General features: G+C 65.6%; 15 protein-coding genes. 9 read left to right on the top strand and 6 right to left on the bottom strand.

Annotated features, from left to right (window positions below; genetic code table 11):
• Nucleotides 1–1,218 (bottom strand): THUMP-like domain-containing protein, encoded by a 1,218-nt coding sequence (locus M1E07_RS14285; protein WP_461187324.1) that lies wholly within the window; start codon nt 1,216–1,218, stop codon nt 1–3.
• Nucleotides 1,219–1,271: 53 nt separating this feature from the next.
• Between M1E07_RS14285 and M1E07_RS14280 the strand changes: the two genes are divergently transcribed.
• Nucleotides 1,272–1,646, top strand: coding sequence for a hypothetical protein (locus M1E07_RS14280; protein ID WP_461187323.1), 375 nt, complete (start codon nt 1,272–1,274; stop codon nt 1,644–1,646).
• Here M1E07_RS14280 and M1E07_RS14275 read toward each other — a convergent pair.
• Nucleotides 1,571–2,506, bottom strand: coding sequence for a DMT family transporter (locus M1E07_RS14275; RefSeq protein ID WP_461187322.1), 936 nt, complete (start codon nt 2,504–2,506; stop codon nt 1,571–1,573). The two genes, M1E07_RS14280 and M1E07_RS14275, sit on opposite strands and share 76 nt — an antisense overlap.
• Nucleotides 2,507–2,731: 225 nt before the next feature.
• On the opposite strand from M1E07_RS14275, the gene groES reads away from it, so the two are divergent.
• Together groES and groL are read left to right on the top strand one after the other, a co-directional pair.
• A complete protein-coding gene (gene groES / locus M1E07_RS14270; RefSeq protein WP_003805290.1) occupies nt 2,732–3,025 on the top strand; it encodes a co-chaperone GroES in 294 nt (97 codons plus the stop codon).
• A 76-nt stretch (nt 3,026–3,101) separates the two neighbouring features.
• Complete coding sequence (groL, locus tag M1E07_RS14265; protein ID WP_461187321.1) at nt 3,102–4,712, top strand: chaperonin GroEL; 1,611 nt, start codon at nt 3,102–3,104, stop codon at nt 4,710–4,712.
• Nucleotides 4,713–5,232: 520 nt separating this feature from the next.
• On the opposite strand, the gene M1E07_RS14260 is transcribed toward groL, so the two are convergent.
• Complete coding sequence (locus M1E07_RS14260) at nt 5,233–5,835, bottom strand: dihydrofolate reductase family protein (protein WP_461187320.1); 603 nt, start codon at nt 5,833–5,835, stop codon at nt 5,233–5,235.
• 86 nt (nt 5,836–5,921) lie between these two features.
• On the opposite strand from M1E07_RS14260, the gene M1E07_RS14255 reads away from it, so the two are divergent.
• On the top strand, nt 5,922–7,445 hold the full coding sequence (locus M1E07_RS14255) for an ATP-dependent DNA ligase (RefSeq protein ID WP_461187319.1): 1,524 nt from the start codon (nt 5,922–5,924) through the stop codon (nt 7,443–7,445).
• An 82-nt stretch (nt 7,446–7,527) separates the two neighbouring features.
• Here the strand turns inward: M1E07_RS14255 and M1E07_RS14250 are convergent, their stop codons facing one another.
• Nucleotides 7,528–8,634: a vanadium-dependent haloperoxidase gene (locus tag M1E07_RS14250; protein ID WP_461187318.1), complete on the bottom strand. Its 1,107-nt coding sequence runs from the start codon at nt 8,632–8,634 to the stop codon at nt 7,528–7,530.
• Between the two features lie 58 nt (nt 8,635–8,692).
• Between M1E07_RS14250 and M1E07_RS14245 the strand changes: the two genes are divergently transcribed.
• From M1E07_RS14245 to M1E07_RS14225, 5 genes are all read left to right on the top strand, one after another.
• Complete coding sequence (locus tag M1E07_RS14245) at nt 8,693–8,884, top strand: hypothetical protein (RefSeq protein ID WP_461187317.1); 192 nt, start codon at nt 8,693–8,695, stop codon at nt 8,882–8,884.
• Nucleotides 8,885–9,498: 614 nt separating this feature from the next.
• Nucleotides 9,499–10,233 carry a hypothetical protein gene (locus tag M1E07_RS14240; RefSeq protein WP_461187316.1) on the top strand — a complete coding sequence of 245 codons (735 nt, stop codon included), beginning with the start codon at nt 9,499–9,501 and terminating at the stop codon, nt 10,231–10,233.
• A gap of 517 nt (nt 10,234–10,750) precedes the next feature.
• Nucleotides 10,751–12,829, top strand: a complete 2,079-nt coding sequence (locus M1E07_RS14235; RefSeq protein WP_461187315.1) for an acyltransferase family protein — start codon at nt 10,751–10,753, stop codon at nt 12,827–12,829.
• 257 nt (nt 12,830–13,086) lie between these two features.
• A complete protein-coding gene (guaB, locus tag M1E07_RS14230) occupies nt 13,087–14,598 on the top strand; it encodes an IMP dehydrogenase (protein WP_461187314.1) in 1,512 nt (503 codons plus the stop codon).
• A 119-nt stretch (nt 14,599–14,717) separates the two neighbouring features.
• Nucleotides 14,718–16,442: an ABC transporter ATP-binding protein gene (locus M1E07_RS14225; protein ID WP_461187313.1), complete on the top strand. Its 1,725-nt coding sequence runs from the start codon at nt 14,718–14,720 to the stop codon at nt 16,440–16,442.
• A 13-nt stretch (nt 16,443–16,455) separates the two neighbouring features.
• On the opposite strand, the gene M1E07_RS14220 is transcribed toward M1E07_RS14225, so the two are convergent.
• Together M1E07_RS14220 and M1E07_RS14215 are read right to left on the bottom strand one after the other, a co-directional pair.
• Nucleotides 16,456–16,971 carry a hypothetical protein gene (locus tag M1E07_RS14220; RefSeq protein WP_461187312.1) on the bottom strand — a complete coding sequence of 172 codons (516 nt, stop codon included), beginning with the start codon at nt 16,969–16,971 and terminating at the stop codon, nt 16,456–16,458.
• Nucleotides 16,968–17,648, bottom strand: coding sequence for a hypothetical protein (locus M1E07_RS14215; RefSeq protein WP_461187311.1), 681 nt, complete (start codon nt 17,646–17,648; stop codon nt 16,968–16,970). The genes M1E07_RS14220 and M1E07_RS14215 overlap by 4 nt, the downstream gene beginning before the upstream one ends.
• Nucleotides 17,649–17,656 lie beyond the last annotated feature (8 nt).

Below are 17,656 nucleotides of genomic sequence, written 5' to 3'. Positions count from 1 at the left end.
TTAGACGGGTTCCACCACGATGACCACCCGGTCCTCCCCGATGCGGGTCAGGACCAGGGTGGCCGTTTTGTTACCGGCCTTTTTCCCTGCTGGGAGAAGCTGTTTGCGGAGCTCTTCAGGGGTGACGGCGGTGCCGCGCTTCTTGATGTCCAGCACCCCGATGCCCTCCGCCTTCACCCACGCCTTGAGTGCCTTGACGTTGTACGGCATGACGTCCAGGACCTTGTAGGCCCGGGCGAAGGGAGTGTCCACCAGCTTCGGGGCGCAGATATAGGCGATGTGTTCATCCACCAACTGCCCGCCCAGCTGCAGCGCGACGTCGGCCACCAGCCCAGCGCGGATCACGGCACCGTCGGGCTCGTACAGGTAGCCCTCCACCGGACCCACCGGGGCGGCGGGACCCGCGCCGAAATCCTCGCCGCTGGTGATCTCGGCCGCACCTCCGGAACCCAGAACCAGCGCTGCCCGGCGGATGCCGGGGCGCTGTACGGAGTTGAACCACAGCGCCACCTCGGTGACATCGCCGGACACGGAAACCCACTGCGCTTCACAGCCAGCCGGCACGGAGTCATGGGGCATTCCCGGCCCCATCTTCACTCCGACTGCCCGGCCGGACGCCGCCACGGATTGAACAAAGGACAACGGTGGAGAGAAGGCCTCGGGGTCCCAGATGCGCTTGGTGCCGGACGTGGAGGTGACCCGCCGGGCAGGGTCCAGCCAGACGCCGTCGATACCCTCCAACGGAACGGCGGTGGCATCTGCGTGGACCACCGTGGCATTGGAAAAGGGGATGAGGTTCACCGTGGCGCAGGCTGCAGTGGTTTCGTCCATCTCCACCGCTGTGACTTTGATGTCCATCGACGCCAGCGCCAGCGAGTCGGCGGCCAGGCCGCAGCCCAGGTCCGCTACGTGGCTGATTCCGGCCTCTGCAAACCGCTGGGCGTGGCGCGCGGCCACGCTGAGCCTGGTTGCTTGCTCCAGGCCTGCCTGGGTGAACAGCATGCTGCGGGCGAACTCACCGAACTTTGCCTCAGCCCGGGTGCGGAGCCGGGACTGGGTCAGGACCGCGGAGACCAGTGCGGGGGAGTGCCCGGCCTTGCGCAGGGCTGAGTTGAGCTCGAACGACTTGTCCTCCTGGTAGGGGCCCAAGGACGCCAAAAGGTCCCAACCCTCGGGGGTGAGCAGCGGCGCGATCTGGTCCTGGGGAGCTTGAGACATGCCTTCCAGCCTAGTGGAGGGGCGCCTGGCGGGATGCGGATAGTGTTGAAACCATGAAAGAGAGCGCAGGCCCCCAGTCCAGAGAACCAACCCGGGACAGGGGCCCCGCCACATTCGCCCGGCCGGCACTGATCGCCGGATCCCTGGTGGCGGTGGTGTGCATCGGGCTCCTGTTGGTGATCTTCTTCCTGGATACGTTCAATGCCACTGTCTACTCCGTGGGCGGTGATGACATCGCGGGTGACACCCAGGAAGCGCGGGACATCCGCGGGCTGTACGACGGCGCCCGGGCCGGCAGCATCGCCGTTCTGGTTTTCGCCCTGCTGGCCGCGGCTGCCGCAGCCGTGGTTCTTTACCGGGCGCGGAAATCGCCGGCACGCGACGGCGAGGGCGCGGAAGACGTCGACTTCGACGACCTGGGACGCTGAGGCGTCCTGCCGCCTGCACTGGTCAGCAGCACCCCGGAAATAACCAGGACGCCGCCGAGGACCTGCGGAACAGTGATGGGCTGGCCCAGGATTACGGTGATGATGGCGGTGAACACGGCAATGAGGTTCAGGTAGTTGCCTGCGTTGGCCGCCGTGGTGCGCTTCAGGGCCAGGTTCCAGAGCAGGTAGGAACCCAGCGACGGAAACAATGCGATGAACGCGAGGGACCAGCCCTCGGCAGGGGTTTCCGGCAGGCTCGCGCCCGTAACGAGCGCGAGCGGGCTGAGGATAACGGCCGCCATGGCCACCTGGACCGCCGTGGAGGTGATCGCGGGGACGCCCAGCCGGCGGGCGAGGATGGTGTACAGGCCCCAGACGGTGATGGCCCCGAGGATCAGCAGTTCACCCTTATTGATCGAGAAAGTCAACAGGCGCTGGAGTTCGCCGCCGGTGAGCACCAGCAGGACGCCAAGGAGTCCCAGCCCGATCCCCACCCAGCTAAGAGGGCGCGGCCTGTCCCGGAGCAGGACCACGGCCAGCACCATAATCAGTGCCGGGTTCGCAGCCGTGACCAGTGAAGCGTTGAGGGCAGACGTGCTCTGCAGGGCGCTGTAGAGCAGCAGGGTGTACCCGCTCATGCCCAGGGCGCTCAGGAGCAGCAGCATTGGCCAGCGGCGGAGGACAGCCCGCCAGTCCGGCCGCTCCACAAAGTGGGCCAGCACCAGCAACGGCACGGCGGCAAGCACCCAGCGCCAGAACGTGAGCTGGAGCGGCTCCATGGTCCGCATGGCGGCCTGGCCAACCACAAAGTTTCCGGCCCAGAAAAGGTTGGCAAGGATGAGGTAAACGGCAGCTCGCACCGGTCAAATCTACACGGACGCGAGTACTCCAATGACGAAACGCTGGCACTCGCCTTGACCGAGTGCTAACCCTTACATAGAGTCTTCATTAGCACTCTCCCTAGGAGGGTGCTAACACATGAAGAGCTGCCAGCCAGGCTGCTGCCGGCACCGCGACGACGGTTTGCCAGCCAGGGCGGAAAGCTTTCCAGTCCACGAATTTGCTGACGAAAAGGAGAGGTCCGAGTGTCGGTCTCTATTAAGCCTCTTGAGGATCGTATTGTTGTCCGCCCGCTCGAAGCCGAGCAGACCACGGCTTCCGGCCTGGTCATCCCGGACTCCGCGCAGGAGAAGCCCCAGGAAGGCGAAGTTGTTGCAGTAGGCCCCGGCCGCTTCGAAGACGGCAACCGCGTCCCGGTGGACGTAGCAGTCGGTGACGTTGTCATCTACTCCAAGTACGGCGGAACCGAAGTCAAGACCGGCGGCACCGAGTACCTCGTACTGTCCGCCCGCGACGTCCTGGCGATCGTCGTAAAGTAACTCCCGGATCCCCGTGCCGCTGGTCTTGCATTCTGCTGGTCAGCTGCGCGGGGTTCTGTCTTGAAAGGACAAAACCATGGCAAAGCAGCTTGCGTTTAATGACGCTGCCCGCCGGTCTCTTGAAGCCGGCATCGATAAGCTCGCCAACACCGTCAAGGTGACGCTCGGCCCGCGCGGCCGCAACGTCGTCCTGGACAAGAAGTGGGGCGCTCCCACCATCACGAACGACGGCGTCACCATCGCCCGCGAAGTTGAGCTGGACGACCCGTACGAGAACCTTGGCGCGCAGCTGGCCAAGGAAGTTGCCACCAAGACCAACGATGTTGCCGGCGATGGCACCACCACCGCCACGGTCCTGGCCCAGGCCCTGGTCAAGGAAGGCCTGCGCAACGTAGCGGCAGGCGCCGCTCCCGGCCAGATCAAGCGCGGCATCGAAGTTTCGGTTGAAGCCGTCGCCGCCCGCCTGCTGGAAAACGCCCGCCCCGTTGAAGGCACCCAGGTGGCCAGCGTTGCAGCCATCTCCGCCCAAAGCGAAGAGGTTGGCGAGCTCCTTGCCGAGGCATTCGGCAAGGTTGGCAAGGATGGTGTGATCACCATCGAGGAGTCCTCCACCACGCAGACCGAACTGGTCCTCACCGAGGGCATGCAGTTCGACAAGGGCTACCTGTCCCCGTACTTTGTCACCGACGCGGAACGCCAGGAAGCAGTCCTCGAGGACGCCCTCATCCTGATCAACCAGGGCAAGATCTCCTCCGTCCAGGAATTCCTGCCGCTGCTGGAAAAGGCGCTGCAGAGCTCCAAGCCGCTGTTCATCATCGCTGAAGACGTCGACGGCGAGGCCCTGTCCACGCTGATCGTCAACCGCATCCGCGGCACCCTGAACGTCGTCGCCGTCAAGGCTCCCGGCTTCGGCGACCGCCGCAAGGCCATGCTGCAGGACATCGCCACCCTCACCGGTGCACAGGTTGTCTCCCCGGAACTGGGCCTGAGCCTGGACACCGTGGGCCTTGAGGTGCTGGGCACTGCCCGCCGCATCACGGTCACCAAGGACAACACCACCATCGTTGACGGCGCAGGTTCGGCCGAAGACGTGGCTGCACGCGTTGCCCAGCTCCGTGCCGAGCTGACCCGCACCGATTCCGACTGGGACAAGGAAAAGCTGCAGGAACGCCTGGCCAAGCTCGCAGGCGGCATCGGCGTGATCAAGGTCGGCGCAGCCACCGAGGTTGAGCTGAAGGAAAAGAAGCACCGCATCGAAGATGCAGTGTCCTCCACCCGCGCTGCCCTCGAAGAAGGCATCGTGGCCGGTGGCGGTTCCGCACTGATCCACGCATTGAAGGCCCTCGACGAGGACCCCGCCGTAAAGGCACTCGAAGGCGACGCCGCCGCTGCTGTGGGCATTGTCCGCCGCGCGCTGGTCCAGCCGCTGCGCTGGATCGCCCAGAACGCCGGCTTCGATGGCTACGTCATCACCGCCAAGGTTGCCGAACTCGAAACCAACAACGGCTTCAACGCCAAGTCGGGCGAGTACGAAGACCTGATCGCCGCCGGTGTCATCGACCCGGTCAAGGTCACCCGCGCAGCCCTCCGCAACGCAGCCTCCATCGCTGCACTGGTTCTCACCACTGAGACCCTCGTTGTGGAGAAGCCTGCCGAGGAAGACGAGCACGCAGGCCACAGCCACTAATCCCCACCGGCTCCCAAGTCTTGCTTCGCTCGACTCGGGTCCCTCGCCGGCGTGGGCCCAGCCCTGAGGTCACAAAAAACCGGTCCAGCATCCGCTGGGCCGGTTTTTTGTGCTGTCGGCCCGCATTTGGGACCCGCCATCACGTCCTGCAGCAAATCGAGCAACGCGCCATCACGTTTTGCAGTAGATGAGGTAACCCTCCATCATCTTTGGGGACAACCTGAGGTACTCGGCACATTGCCCGCGGCAGCACCGCCGTCGAACTTCATCAAAAGCTGATGGGGCGTTGGATGGAAAGCTGCAGGTGGTGATGGGGCGTTGGATGGAAAGCTGCAGGTGGTGATGGGGCGTTGGATGGAAAGCCACAAGCAAGCATGCACAGCAATTCCAGGGTTCAACTGCTCGACTATCGCCGGTTTCGCTCGCCGTTCCTTGGTCCTATACACCGTGCGTGAGCACGATAAGACGCCGGTAATAAAGCCGTCAACGGCCGTGGTGATGGCTGCGATGACCTTGACCATTAGGTGCCCGGCATGTCCTGCGTCTCAACGTCGCCCGCGCGCTCGTACACCAGCGAAACTGCCCCTTTCGGGAAGGTGCGTGCCGGCTCCGCGAGACGGAAGGAGGCGGGGATGGTCCCGGCGTCGAAGAGGCGCTTGCCCTGCCCGAGGGTCACCGGATAGAGCCAGACGTGGAGACGGTCGAGCACGCCTGCCGCGAGCAGTGAACGGATGAGGACGCCACTGCCGAACATGTGCACCTGGCCGTACTCCTCGCGGAGCCGGCCTGCGGCTGCGGCGTCCGGCAGGACTGTTGTGCCCGCCCAGCCGGGGGCGGTCAGACTGTTGGAGACGACGAACTTGGGCACCCGGTTGAGCGTATTGCCGATGTCGTCGGACTGGTGGGGCCAGAAGCCAGCGAAGATGTCGTAGGTCCTCCGGCCGAGAAGCAGGGCGTCGATGAGGCTGATCTCGGCCTCGATGGCCGCCTCAGCCTCGTCGTCGGACACCGGCGCCTGCCAGCCGCCGAAGGCGAAGTTGCCCTCGGTGTCCTCCTCTCGGCCGCCGGGCGCCTGGTACACGCCGTCGAGGGTGAGGAACAGGTTCGCGACGATGATTCCCATGCGTCCAGTCTGGAACTGCCTTCCGGTGCTGTCCAGCATGGGCGGGCAGCTCCACGCAGCGTCGGCCCGCGTGGCACACTGGTGCCATGCTGCTCGACGAGCTCGTGAGGACCACGGATGCCGTCGCGTCCACGCGCTCCCGGCTCGCGAAGATCGATGCACTGGCAGACCTGCTGCGCCGGCTCGAGCCCGTGGAGATCGCAACGGCAGTCGGCCTGCTCATCGCCAAGCCACGGCAGGGCCGGGTAGGGGTCGGTTGGCGCGGCATGTCGGCGGCCATGGGGGAGCCGGCCGCCGTGCCCAGCCTTGCTATCGCCGACCTCGACGCTGCGCTGGACCGGCTGCTCGCCACCTCAGGCGCCGGATCGGCCGTGGACCGTGCCGCGACACTCCGGACGCTTACGGCAGCAGCCACCGAACGGGAGCAGGCCTTCATTGCCGGCGTGCTGCTTGGCGAGATGCGTACCGGTGCGCTGGAGGGGGTGCTGACGGACGCGGTTGCCCGAGCCGCCGACAGGCCCGTCGACGCCGTGCGGCGCGCGGCGATGCTCTCCGGCGATCTCGGCGGGACCGCCCTGGTGGCGATCACGGGCACCGCAGCGCAGCTCGCCGGGGTTAGCCTCGTCGTCGGCCGACCTGTGCAGCCCATGCTCGCCTCGACCGCCTCCAGCGCCGGCGCCGCGCTGGAGACCACGGGGGAGGCGTCGGTGGAATACAAGCTCGACGGCGCCCGCATCCAGGTGCATCGCGCGGGAAACGAGGTGCGCATCTACACCCGCACGCTGGCCGAGGTAACGCACCGGCTGCCCGAGGTGGTGGAGGTGGTGCGCGGACTGCCGGTGCGGGATGTGATCCTCGACGGCGAGACCCTCGCCCTTGACGAGGACGGCGCCCCGCGGCCGTTCCAGGAGACCATGTCGCGGTTTGGAGCGGACGCCGCCCGCAGTACGTTGCTTCGTCCCTGGTTCTTCGATGTGCTGCATGTCGACGGCCGCGACCTGCTGGACGAGCCGCTGGCGACGCGCATCGGCGTGCTCGATCGCATCGCCCCCGGGCACCGGATCCCGGGGGAGATCACGGCGGATGCGGCGGTTGCCGAGAGAGTGTCACGGGATGCGCTCGCCGCGGGCCACGAGGGAGTGGTGGTGAAGGCGGTCGGATCAACCTACGCTGCCGGCCGGCGTGGGTCGAACTGGATCAAGGTGAAGCCGGTGCTCACCTACGACCTGGTGGTGCTCGCCTGCGAGTGGGGGTCAGGGCGGCGTACCGGGCTGCTGTCGAACCTGCACCTCGGAGCCTTCGACCCCACCGGCGAGTTCGGCGAACCCGGCGGCTACGTGATGGTGGGCAAGACCTTCAAGGGACTCACCGACGCCCTGCTGCGCTGGCAGACCGAGAGGTTCCAGGAGCTTGAGGTGCGGCGGACGGCGGGCACTGTCTGGATGGAGCCCGTCACGGTGGTGGAGATCGCCATCGACGGCGTGCAGAAGTCCTCGCGCTATCCGGGCGGAATCGCGCTGCGGTTTGCACGCGTAAAGCGCTACCGCGACGACAAGACGGCTGCGGAAGCCGACACCATTCAGACGCTGCGCGCCCTGCTGCGCACGTAGCCGGGATGAAAAGGGACCTCCTGGTGACCGACGAGCGCATGGCCCACCTCAAGGCGGTCGCCATCGGATCAGCCGCAGGACGCTACAGACGTGGCGCCGGCTGGAAGTAGTGACCGCTGAGCCACAACGCCACCTCGTTGCCGATCTCGGCGCCCTGTACGGTGGCGGTGCGGAAGTGGATGCCGCCCCAGACGCGAGAATCAACGATTTCCTGTATCGCCGCGGAGAATCCGTCGAAGTGCCGTGGCTCGCCCGGGAAGCGACCGGAGTTCACGTCGAAGGCGACCTCGTCCGTGCCGAAGAACTCCTGCGCCGCGTAGAGAGTGGCGCCGCTGACGCAGCTGTGACCGGACGGGTGGTCCGGGAACGGCGGTGTGGTGAGCGGCGGGACGGTCGCTGTCGATGGATCGAAGAGCGGTTTCCATGTCGGATCGGCTTCCGTCTCCGGATTGTCGTCGGTGTCGGCTTCGCGGATCGCCGCCATCGGCCGCCAGAAGTTCCAGTAGTACCTGTCGTTCCAGCAAGCGACCGCGCCATCAACGGCGGCGAGGTTGGTCATCGCGAAGAGTCGAGCCGCGTCGGCCAGGTCGAGTCCGTGCTCCACGGCGAGGCTGCGGAACAGGCCGTTCCAGAGTGCCACCGGCGTGGCTTGCCAGAAGATGGCCGCAGTGGTCTGGTCGTCGGTTCGAGTGGTACTCGCGAGCGCACCGATCTCCTTGACCTCGTTGAAGTCCGCTGTGTACTCGGTACTCCTCAGCGGGTTGGGACCCTCCGAGCGGAATTGGTCGGGACTCTCGATGATGAACGGTTTGAGATTGGCCACCCAGGCGTCCGGATCGAGTGCATCGGGGGCGACGGGCCGCCACTCGCCGGGATCCGATCCGATGTCGAACTCGAACGGGGCCATGAACCCGTCATCCGTGCGCGCAAGGATCATCGCCGCCGCGGCGGCGTCACCGGCGGAGACGCCTTCGTCCTTGTTCGGGCCGTCGGTGACGCCCGCGAGCGTCGCTTCGTACGCAGCGTCGAGGCCAGCGACCTGGTCCGGCGGGACCAGAGTGACGAGCACGTGGTGTGCGGCGGTCGAGATCGCCGCATCGAACGATGCCTCCGGCCCGACGCCGACCGAGTCGCCGTCGAGCAGATACGGCTGGTACCCGCGGTCGATGGCGTTCACTGCGTCGTACACCGCGCCTTGAACCATCGCCATGCCGCGGAGCTGGCCGTGAGCCGTGGGACGCAGTGGGATGACGTGGTCTTGGGCGATGGTGCTCCACTCGATGAGGACGTCCGTGTTCGCCGACGCCGTGTTCCGCGCGTTCGAGGCGCCGACGCTCGACACTCCCGGTACAACGAGTGCGGCGGTCAGTGCCGGGATCAAGCAGAGCGCCCACCGTCGGCGCGCGCCGTTCCTCGAAGTCCGCGATGGTCGCCTGTGATGATCGTACGCGTTGCTGTTCCTCATGTCGTCGGTCCTCCAGTCGTCACGGAGCCATGTTCAAGCGAACCCGACGGAGTCGAACATCTCATGGGTGCCCGACATCGGCGGCACGCGACCGCCCGGAGGTCAGCGCGATGCGCAGTCGGTGCGGTTACTCCAAGGGTGAGCCTCTGCCAGCGCGTTGTCCAGTGGACCGCGTCCGGCAGCCTGGGAGGTCGCGGGCCAAGCCTGGGTCACACTCTCCAGGAACTATCCGCTGACCGCAGCTACCGGATGACAACCAAGCAGATCTTTGCAACAAGAAGGTTACTGGGGCCTTATGCGGACCACGACCGCCAGCAGGCCGCGGCACGTCAGCGGCGGACAAGGAGGTCAGGTAGCGCGCTCTGGCGTTGGCGGGGCTGACGTCGTAGGCTCTGAGCAATCGCGCCAGCCAGCGGTGAATAGAAGGATCACCACACCAGGACTCGGTCCCCGCAGGCCGGCCCTGACCGATCCAAACATCGCCGACGTGCGCGGTGCTGCGCCCGCCAGATCGGGCCTGACGGCGCAGTTCCGGAGCGAGCTCGCGAAAACCCGCGGGCAGGCCGGCACAGTTGAACGGGACCAGTCATGAAAAGTAGCAACACCTCAGCCGCCCTCACCGTCGCAGCAGTTCTTACCCTCACAGGCTGCGGCGGCTCCGACCAAACAAACACGACCCCGCCGCCCGCGGCCGTGTCCTCATCCGCGTCGGCCGCCACAGCGCCGGCCAAGGCCTACAGCAACGAGGACCTCAACGCAATTATCGCCGGCCTCAAGGATGCCCAGGGGAATGCCCTGACTGTGGTCCCCGCCGCCCAGATCGACCAGGGGTTGATAGCAGCCCGGGAAATGCTCAAAACCGCCGTCATAACGCCCGAGGCCTGCGGGGTGCTGTTTGATAACAACACCCAGGTTCCCGAGGGCAGCACCTACGCTGCCGGGGCCAGCATTGCGGGGAAAGCCCAAACGGCAACGGTCATGACGGTGTTCGCAGTCAAAGACCCTTCGGTGATGAGTGCCCAGTTCGAGAAGAGTGCAGCGGCGCTGAATGACTGCTCGACCTACACGGTCGAGTTGAAGGGGAAGAAGATTACCAGCGAATTGAAACCTGTGGACGCCGAGGTGCAGGCCGATAAGTCAATGGCAGCGCTGACCATCCAGACCACCCCCGAGGGGCAGAAACAGGTCTGCAACCTCACCGTCTTCGGAGTCAAGGGGAACCTGGCGGTCACTGCAATGAAAAGCGGGGTCGTCGGCGCAGTCACCGCCGCCGACGCACCCGAACTTGCCAAGCTCGTCAACGCAGCCCTCGCCGCAGGGTGACGATGCCCCGGCCGGATGAAACATGGCCGGACCGCAGCCCGCCTCTTCCTGCCGCTGGTGCGCTTCCTGGGACTCCACGTCCTCACGTTGGATTCGCCTGTTGGACGCAAGGCGGCACCCACCTTCCAAGCACACCCGCACCCCTGATCAGGACCAAAACCAAGGACCTGGCGGCAGCCGGGGTGCAGCTCACGCCACGGGCCACCGGCGTGGAGGACGGGAAGCCGGTGTCCGCGGACGGCATTGGACTGACGTCGCAAACGCCATCTGGTGCACCGGTTTCCGGAGCGACTTCAGCTGGATCGATTCCGACCTGCTCGACGGCGGTGCGCTGCCACGGCAGCACCGAGGTGTAGCCCTTTGATACACCGGGGCTGTTCTTTCTGGGGGCAGGAATTCCTGTACGCAGCGGCCGCCGCCACCCTGCCGGGTGAGACCGGGACGCGCGGTACCTGGCCCGAAAATACCCCAGTTGGGTAGAATTGATGTTTTGCCTATGCGCCTGTGAGGTCTTTTTGTGTCAGTAGCGAGAACAGCGGTTGCAGCCGGACCGCTTCCCGGAGCCGATGCCAAGGGCAGGAAACCAACTTTCCGGCCGGAGGTCCAGGGGCTCCGGGCCCTCGCCGTCCTGATGGTGGTTGCCTACCATGTGTGGCTGGGCCGGGTGTCCGGCGGGGTGGACATCTTCCTGCTGATTTCGGCGTTCCTGCTCACGCTTTCCTTCGTCCGGAAAGCCGAGGCAGGCCGTCCCTTCGGACTCTTGGGACACTGGCTGCACCTGTTCAAGCGGCTGCTGCCGGCTGCGGTTGTGGTCATCCTCGGTGTCCTTGCCGGGACCTGGCTGATCCTGCCGCAAAGCCGCTGGCCGCAGGTGCTGGACCAGGCTTGGGCGTCGCTGCTGTACAGCCAGAACTGGCTGCTCGCTGATACCGCCGTCGACTACTACGCCCAGGATCATGCCGGTGCCAGCCCGCTCCAGCACTTCTGGTCGCTGTCCATCCAGGGCCAGGTCTTTATTCTGTGGCCGTTGATCTTTGCCGGCACCGCGGCGCTGTTGGCGCTGCTGCGCCGCGTCCCTGCACTTAACGGGGTGAACTACCGGGGGCTGCTGGCGCTGGTCTTCGGCGCGGTCTTCGCCTTTTCGCTGGCCGACTCCGTGGAACAAACCGCAACCAACCAGGCGTACGCCTACTTCGACACCAGGTCCCGGCTTTGGGAGTTCGCACTGGGATCCCTCCTGGCCCTTGCGCTGCCCTACCTCAAACCTGCCCGGGCCCTCCGGGTGGTCCTCGGCTGGGCCGGACTGGCCGCCATGGTCTCCTGCGGATTGCTGCTGACGGTCGACCGGTCCTTTCCCGGGTACGTTGCGCTGTGGCCCACCCTCGCCGCGGCCGCCATTATCGTCGCGGGCCACACCGGCAGCCGCTACGGGGTGGATGCGTTCCTGAGCAGCAAGCCCCTGGTGGCGCTCGGCGACAATTCCTACGCGCTGTATCTGTGGCACTGGCCCCTCCTCGTCCTGGCGCTCGCAGCCACGGGCGTGGAGGCACCCAACCTGTCCCAGGGACTGGGGATTGTCGGCGCAGCGGTTGTGCTCGCTGTCCTCACCACGCGCTTCGTGGAAAGGCCGCTCCGCGACTGGCACTGGCCCAAACTCAGGGCCTGGCGCACCGCCGTCGTCATTGTTGCCTGCGGCGCCCTGCTGGCAGGTCCCGTAGCGATCTGGCAGACCACGCTCACCGCAGAGGAAAGCGCGACGGCGGCACAACCGCGGGAGCTCACGCCCGGAGCGGCGGCGCTCAGCCCGCAGAACGCGCCGGTGCCGGCTCCTGACGCCAAGATCATTCCGGGGCCGGCCGCGCTGGACCACGACTGGGCCGGAATCCATGCTCCCTGCACCGGCGCCAATGCCACCAGCAATCCCATCCTAGAGGGCTGCCGGCAGGCAGTCCCGGAAGGGGAGGTCACCAAACGCATTGTGGTCCTGGGCGACTCGCACTCGCAGCAGTACATGGCTGCGCTGGCGCCGATTGCGGCTGCGCGCGGCTGGGAACTGGTGACCCTTTTGATGCCGGCGTGCCGCTTCGGGGCTGAGTCCGTGGAAAGGAGCGCGGAGTGCAATGCCTACAACCAGGCCAGCGCCGCCTACGTCCTGGAACACCAGCCCGATGCAGTGTTCACGGTGGCGTCACTGACCCATGAGGAAGCCCCGTTCGAGACCGAAGTTCCGGGCTACCTGGCGGGTATCGGGCCGTTTGCGGATGCCGGGATCGAGATCGTCGGAATCCGGGATAACCCCCGCTTCTCGTTCAACATGCCTGAGTGCATCCAACGGAACGGCCCGGACGCCCCGGAATGCAGCGTTTCCCTTGAACAGTCCCTGGCAGACCCCTCTCCACTGGAAAGCTACTCGGGCAAGGTCGAGGGGCTGCACCTGATGGATCTGAGCGACTTCATCTGCGCGCAGGGCATCTGCCCCGGTGTGGTGGGAAACGTGTACGTCTACAAGGATGACAACCACCTAACCCGGACTTATGTGGAAACCATGATCCCCATGTTCGAAGAGCGGCTGCTGGCCGCCACGGGATGGAACTGATACCTCGGCAGCAGGGCCCGCGCCGGCGGGGAGCCCTGGCCCAGCTTGCGGGGCAGGGGAGCGTGCGGTTGCTCACATTGCCTGCATGGAATAGGGGGATCGACGCCGAGGTTCTAATATTTACTCAACACTTTATGACCCCGGAGCGCCGCCTGTAGTGGTGGTCCCGGCCTTCTGCACAGGCCAGTCCCGTAATAACGGGCTGGTCATCGGCTGCAACCCCTACCCGCACAGCAACCAAGGTAAGAGGCGCACTCATGACCGAGCCCGAACACAATCCCTTTGGCTTCATCGGCCTGACCTACGACGACGTCCTGCTCCTGCCTGGCCACACCGAGGTCATCCCCTCAGAAGCGGATACGTCCTCACGGATCTCGAAGCGCATTACTGTGCAGACGCCCCTGCTGTCCGCGGCCATGGACACTGTGACAGAGTCCCGGATGGCCATCGCCATGGCCCGCCAGGGCGGCCTGGGCGTGGTGCACCGCAACCTTTCCATCGCGGACCAGGCAGACCAGGTGGACCGCGTCAAGCGCAGCGAGTCCGGGATGATCACCAACCCGCTGACCATCCGGCCCGAGGCAACTTTGCGCGAGTTGGATGACCTCTGCGCCCAGTACCGCGTGTCCGGCCTGCCGGTGGTGGACACGGACAACCGCCTGCTGGGCATCGTCACGAACCGCGACACCCGCTTTGTGCCCGAGTCCGACTTCCCGCTGCGGCTTGTCAGCGACGTGATGACCAAGATGCCGCTGGTCACCGGGCACGTGGGCATCAGCCGCGAAGAGGCCTCGCACAAGTTGGCCACCAACAAGATCGAAAAACTGCCCCTGGTGGATGAGCAGGGCCGGCTGAAGGGCCTGATCACCACCAAGGACTTCACCAAGGCAGAGCAGTACCCGCTGGCCACCAAGGACGACGAGGGCCGCCTCCGCGTGGGCGCAGCCATCGGCTTCTTCGGGGACGGCTGGGAGCGCGCCATGGCCTTGGTTGATGCCGGCGTCGACGCTCTGTTCGTGGACACCGCGAACGGCCACTCGCAGGGCGTGCTGGACATGATCCGCCGCCTGAAGTCCGATCCTGTGGCAGCGCACGTGGACGTCATCGGCGGCCAGGCCGCCACCCGCGAAGGTGCCCAGGCCCTGATCGATGCCGGCGCTGACGGCATCAAGGTGGGCGTCGGGCCGGGCTCCATCTGCACCACCCGCGTGGTGGCCGGTGTGGGCGTCCCGCAGATCACCGCGATCTACGAGTCGGCCAAGGCAGCCATCCCGGCCGGCGTTCCGCTGATCGCCGACGGCGGCCTGCAGTACTCCGGCGACATCGGCAAGGCGCTGGTTGCCGGCGCCGACACCGTGATGCTGGGGTCCCTCCTGGCCGGCTGCGACGAATCCCCGGGCGAGCTGATCTTCGTGAACGGGAAGCAGTTCAAGTCCTACCGCGGCATGGGCTCCCTGGGCGCCATGCAGTCCCGGGGCAAGAACACGTCCTACTCGAAGGACCGCTACTTCCAGGCCGACGTCTCCGGCGATGACAAGCTCATCCCCGAAGGCATCGAAGGCCGTGTAGCCTACCGCGGGCCACTGGCTTCCGTGGCGTACCAGTTGGTGGGTGGCCTGCGCCAAACCATGTTCTATACCGGTGCCCCCACCGTCCCCGAGCTGAAGGCCCGCGGCAAGTTTGTCCGGATCACTCCTGCCGGCCTCAAGGAATCGCACCCGCATGACATCCAGATGACTGTCGAGGCGCCGAATTACGGATCACGCTGACAACCGTTCCTGACCGGACGAAGGGCCAGCCGCAACGCCGGCTGGCCCTTCGTCCGTATGCCCGGGCGGTAGCCCAGGTCCTGCGCGTCAGTTTCCGGGCCTCCCCGGGCGCAGTCATCATGAAAGTGCTCGGCTCGCTGATCTCGGCGGTGCTGCCGCTGGCCACCACGTATTTCGCGGCTCTGACCACCACGGCGCTGGCCGCCGCCTACTCGGGCGATGCCGGTGCCGGGCAGCTGGCAATTGTCTACGTCATCATCACCGCCGCGCTCGGCCTTTTCTGGGGCGCGTTCAACAGCGTGGACCGTTACATTCAGCAGCTGATGAGCTTCAAAGTGGGCGCCATCGTTGGGGACCAGATGTACGGGCGGTTCCTCGCCCTTGAGTTTTGGCGCTATGACGATAAAGAAACCGTGGACCTGTACGACCGGGCAAAACGGTTCTCCGACTCCTACGCCCGGGTACTGGACCGGATCGCCGCCATCTTCACCCAGCTCGTCTCGGTCATCCTGGCCATCGGGGCACTGCTGCTGGTCAGCTGGTGGATCGCCGTGATTGTCCTGGTGGCCATCGTGCCCAGCGTCTACCTGCAGTTCAAGCTGTCCAGGGAGCAGATCGCGCACTGGAACACGCAGGTGGACTCCCGGCGCCAGCGGCGGATGATCGAAACGAACCTCCTGCGTCCGCAGCACATCGCGGAGATGCGCCTTTACGGCATCGTCGGCTTCCTGATGGACCTTCGGTCCCGCCTCCGCGACGCGGACGAGCGCCGCCGTCTTGATTTCCAGCGCCGCTACATCCCCAAGCAGCTCGCCGCCGATGCCCTCCAATATGGTGCGGAGGTGGTCTCGCTGATCTGGGTGGTGGGGCAGATCATCGCCCGGGCCCTGCCGGTGGGCCAGTTCCTCTACGTCCAGCAAATCGTGAGCCGGGCACTGTCCACGGCCAACAGCCTCGTCTCCTCCCTCAGCTCCATCGACGAGGACCTGGCAAACCTGAAGGACTACGAGCTCTTCATGGCGCTTCCCGTGCACTCGGAGCACGCGCCGCCTTTGCTGGAGCCCCCAAAGACAGTAGAACTCAAGGACATCCGCTTCACGTACACCGGAAGCGACATCGAGGTGATCCGCGGCATCAGCATGACCATCCGCGAGGGCCAGCACATCGCCATTGTGGGGGAGAACGGCGCCGGAAAGTCAACCCTGATCCGCATCCTTGCCGGCCTCTACCGCCCCGACTCCGGCCAGGTAATGCTCGACGCCGTGGACCTCGCCGCCGTCGACGTGACCTCCTGGCACCGCCACCTCGCAGTGCTGAGCCAGGAGTTCCTCAAGTACGAGTTCGCCACGGCTGCGGAGAATATCTACTTCGGTGACGTCGACTCACCCCGGGACGATGACCGCATCCGGCGGGCCGCCGCGGACGCGGAGGCACTCGACTTCATCAACAAGCTGCCTAACGGCCTGGACAACCACGTCAGCAACTGGATGGAGGACCCGAGGGGACGCAAGGGCAGCGGCCTCTCCGGCGGGCAGTGGCAACGGCTGGCAATGGCCCGCAACTTCTACCGCGACGCCTCGTTCATGGTGATGGACGAACCGACATCGGCCATCGATGCCCTCGCCGAACACCGGATCTTTACCCGCCTGTTCGCGGACCGCAGCAGCACCATCATCGCCATCAGCCACCGCCTGGCCACCATTGAAAAAGCTGACATCGTGTACATGCTGGAAGACGGACACATCGTGGAACAGGGCACCCATAAGGAACTCGTGGCGCTGCGGGGCCGCTACTTCAGGATGTTCGAGTCGCAGCTGAGCCTGGAAGAATCCGAAGGCGCCTGAGTCGGCGGGGCGCTTACCGGCGGCGTTCCAGCCAGCTTGTGTAAAGCCGCTCCCGCTCGCGGTGGAGCTGCCGGGAGTAGAGCATTCCTGCCGCAACGGGAAGGGGAAATGCAGCCAGGAACGCTGAGACCGGAAGAGCCTCCGGGGACAATCCCTTTGGAGCGAGGAAGCTCAAAGCAGCGACGAACGCGAGCATGATGACAACCATGGCGATAGCTGAGTTCGGAACTATGCGAATGTACTGTTCCGTGCGGTTCACGTCGTCGGCCGGCCGCGGGTCCCTGCGCGTAAACCGTGACCTGGCAGCGGCCAGCCAACCTATCCCCGACAAGGCGAGGCCGATGGCTACGAGTATGAGGCCGTTCTCCGGGTTTTGACCCGTTGCAGCCAACACGGCTGCCTGTGCCATTCCGGGAACTGCGAAGACCATTCCCATCCACCAAAACCAGAAGACACGGGCCCGGCGGTGGGCGTAACCGAGGGCCAGCTGCGGAAACCCGGCGGTGCTGGCAGCAGTCAGATCCATCATGATCCGGCCACCAGCAGAGCCCGGACCACCTGGCCGGGTTCCTCAGCCGCGTCCAGCTCACGGACCCCAAGCTTTCCGTCCTCGTCCAGGGGTGCCGAGGCAAGTTGAAGGGGGCCGCCTGCGAGGACCTTGATGTTCGCGACAACGGGGTTCGCTGTTTCGGCACTGTACCGCCTGGAGCTGACCATGCCTCCGCCCTCGTTTTCCAGGCCCGCCACCGCGTCATCGACTTGAGCCTGCACGTAATCGAGCAATTCCACGTCGTCCCGGAGGGGAAGGCAAACATATTCACTAAGGGGCCGAAGGAAGACGGCTGCCCGGCCTGCGGGGGAGTCCACCAGGTAGCTTGGTGACGCGTACTGGGACCCGATCCGGGTGATGTCGAACCATACGGAGGAGGTGCTGAAAATTTTTGCAAGAACTTTGGCCTCGGCCAGCAGGGTCACTTCTTCCCCGCTTATTTCCACTGTTTCCCTGATGTTCAGGGTGCCCAGGCCTGCCCGCACCAAGTCGTGGTCATCAGGAAGTTCAGCAAGGCCAAGTACCCGGCGGGTCAGGGAAGTTCCGGCGCCGGGCTCGAAAGCCAGCAATGCCAGGATTTCGTGGCTGGTTATCCGGTAAGCCACTGTGGGCAGGGCGGAGCCGGTGTCTGTCTCCGGGCTGGTGAGGGAGGTCATCTTTTCCT

It is taken from the genome of Arthrobacter sp. Z4-13 (assembly GCF_054792705.1).
This window is presented reverse-complemented; position numbering and strand designations above follow the sequence as displayed.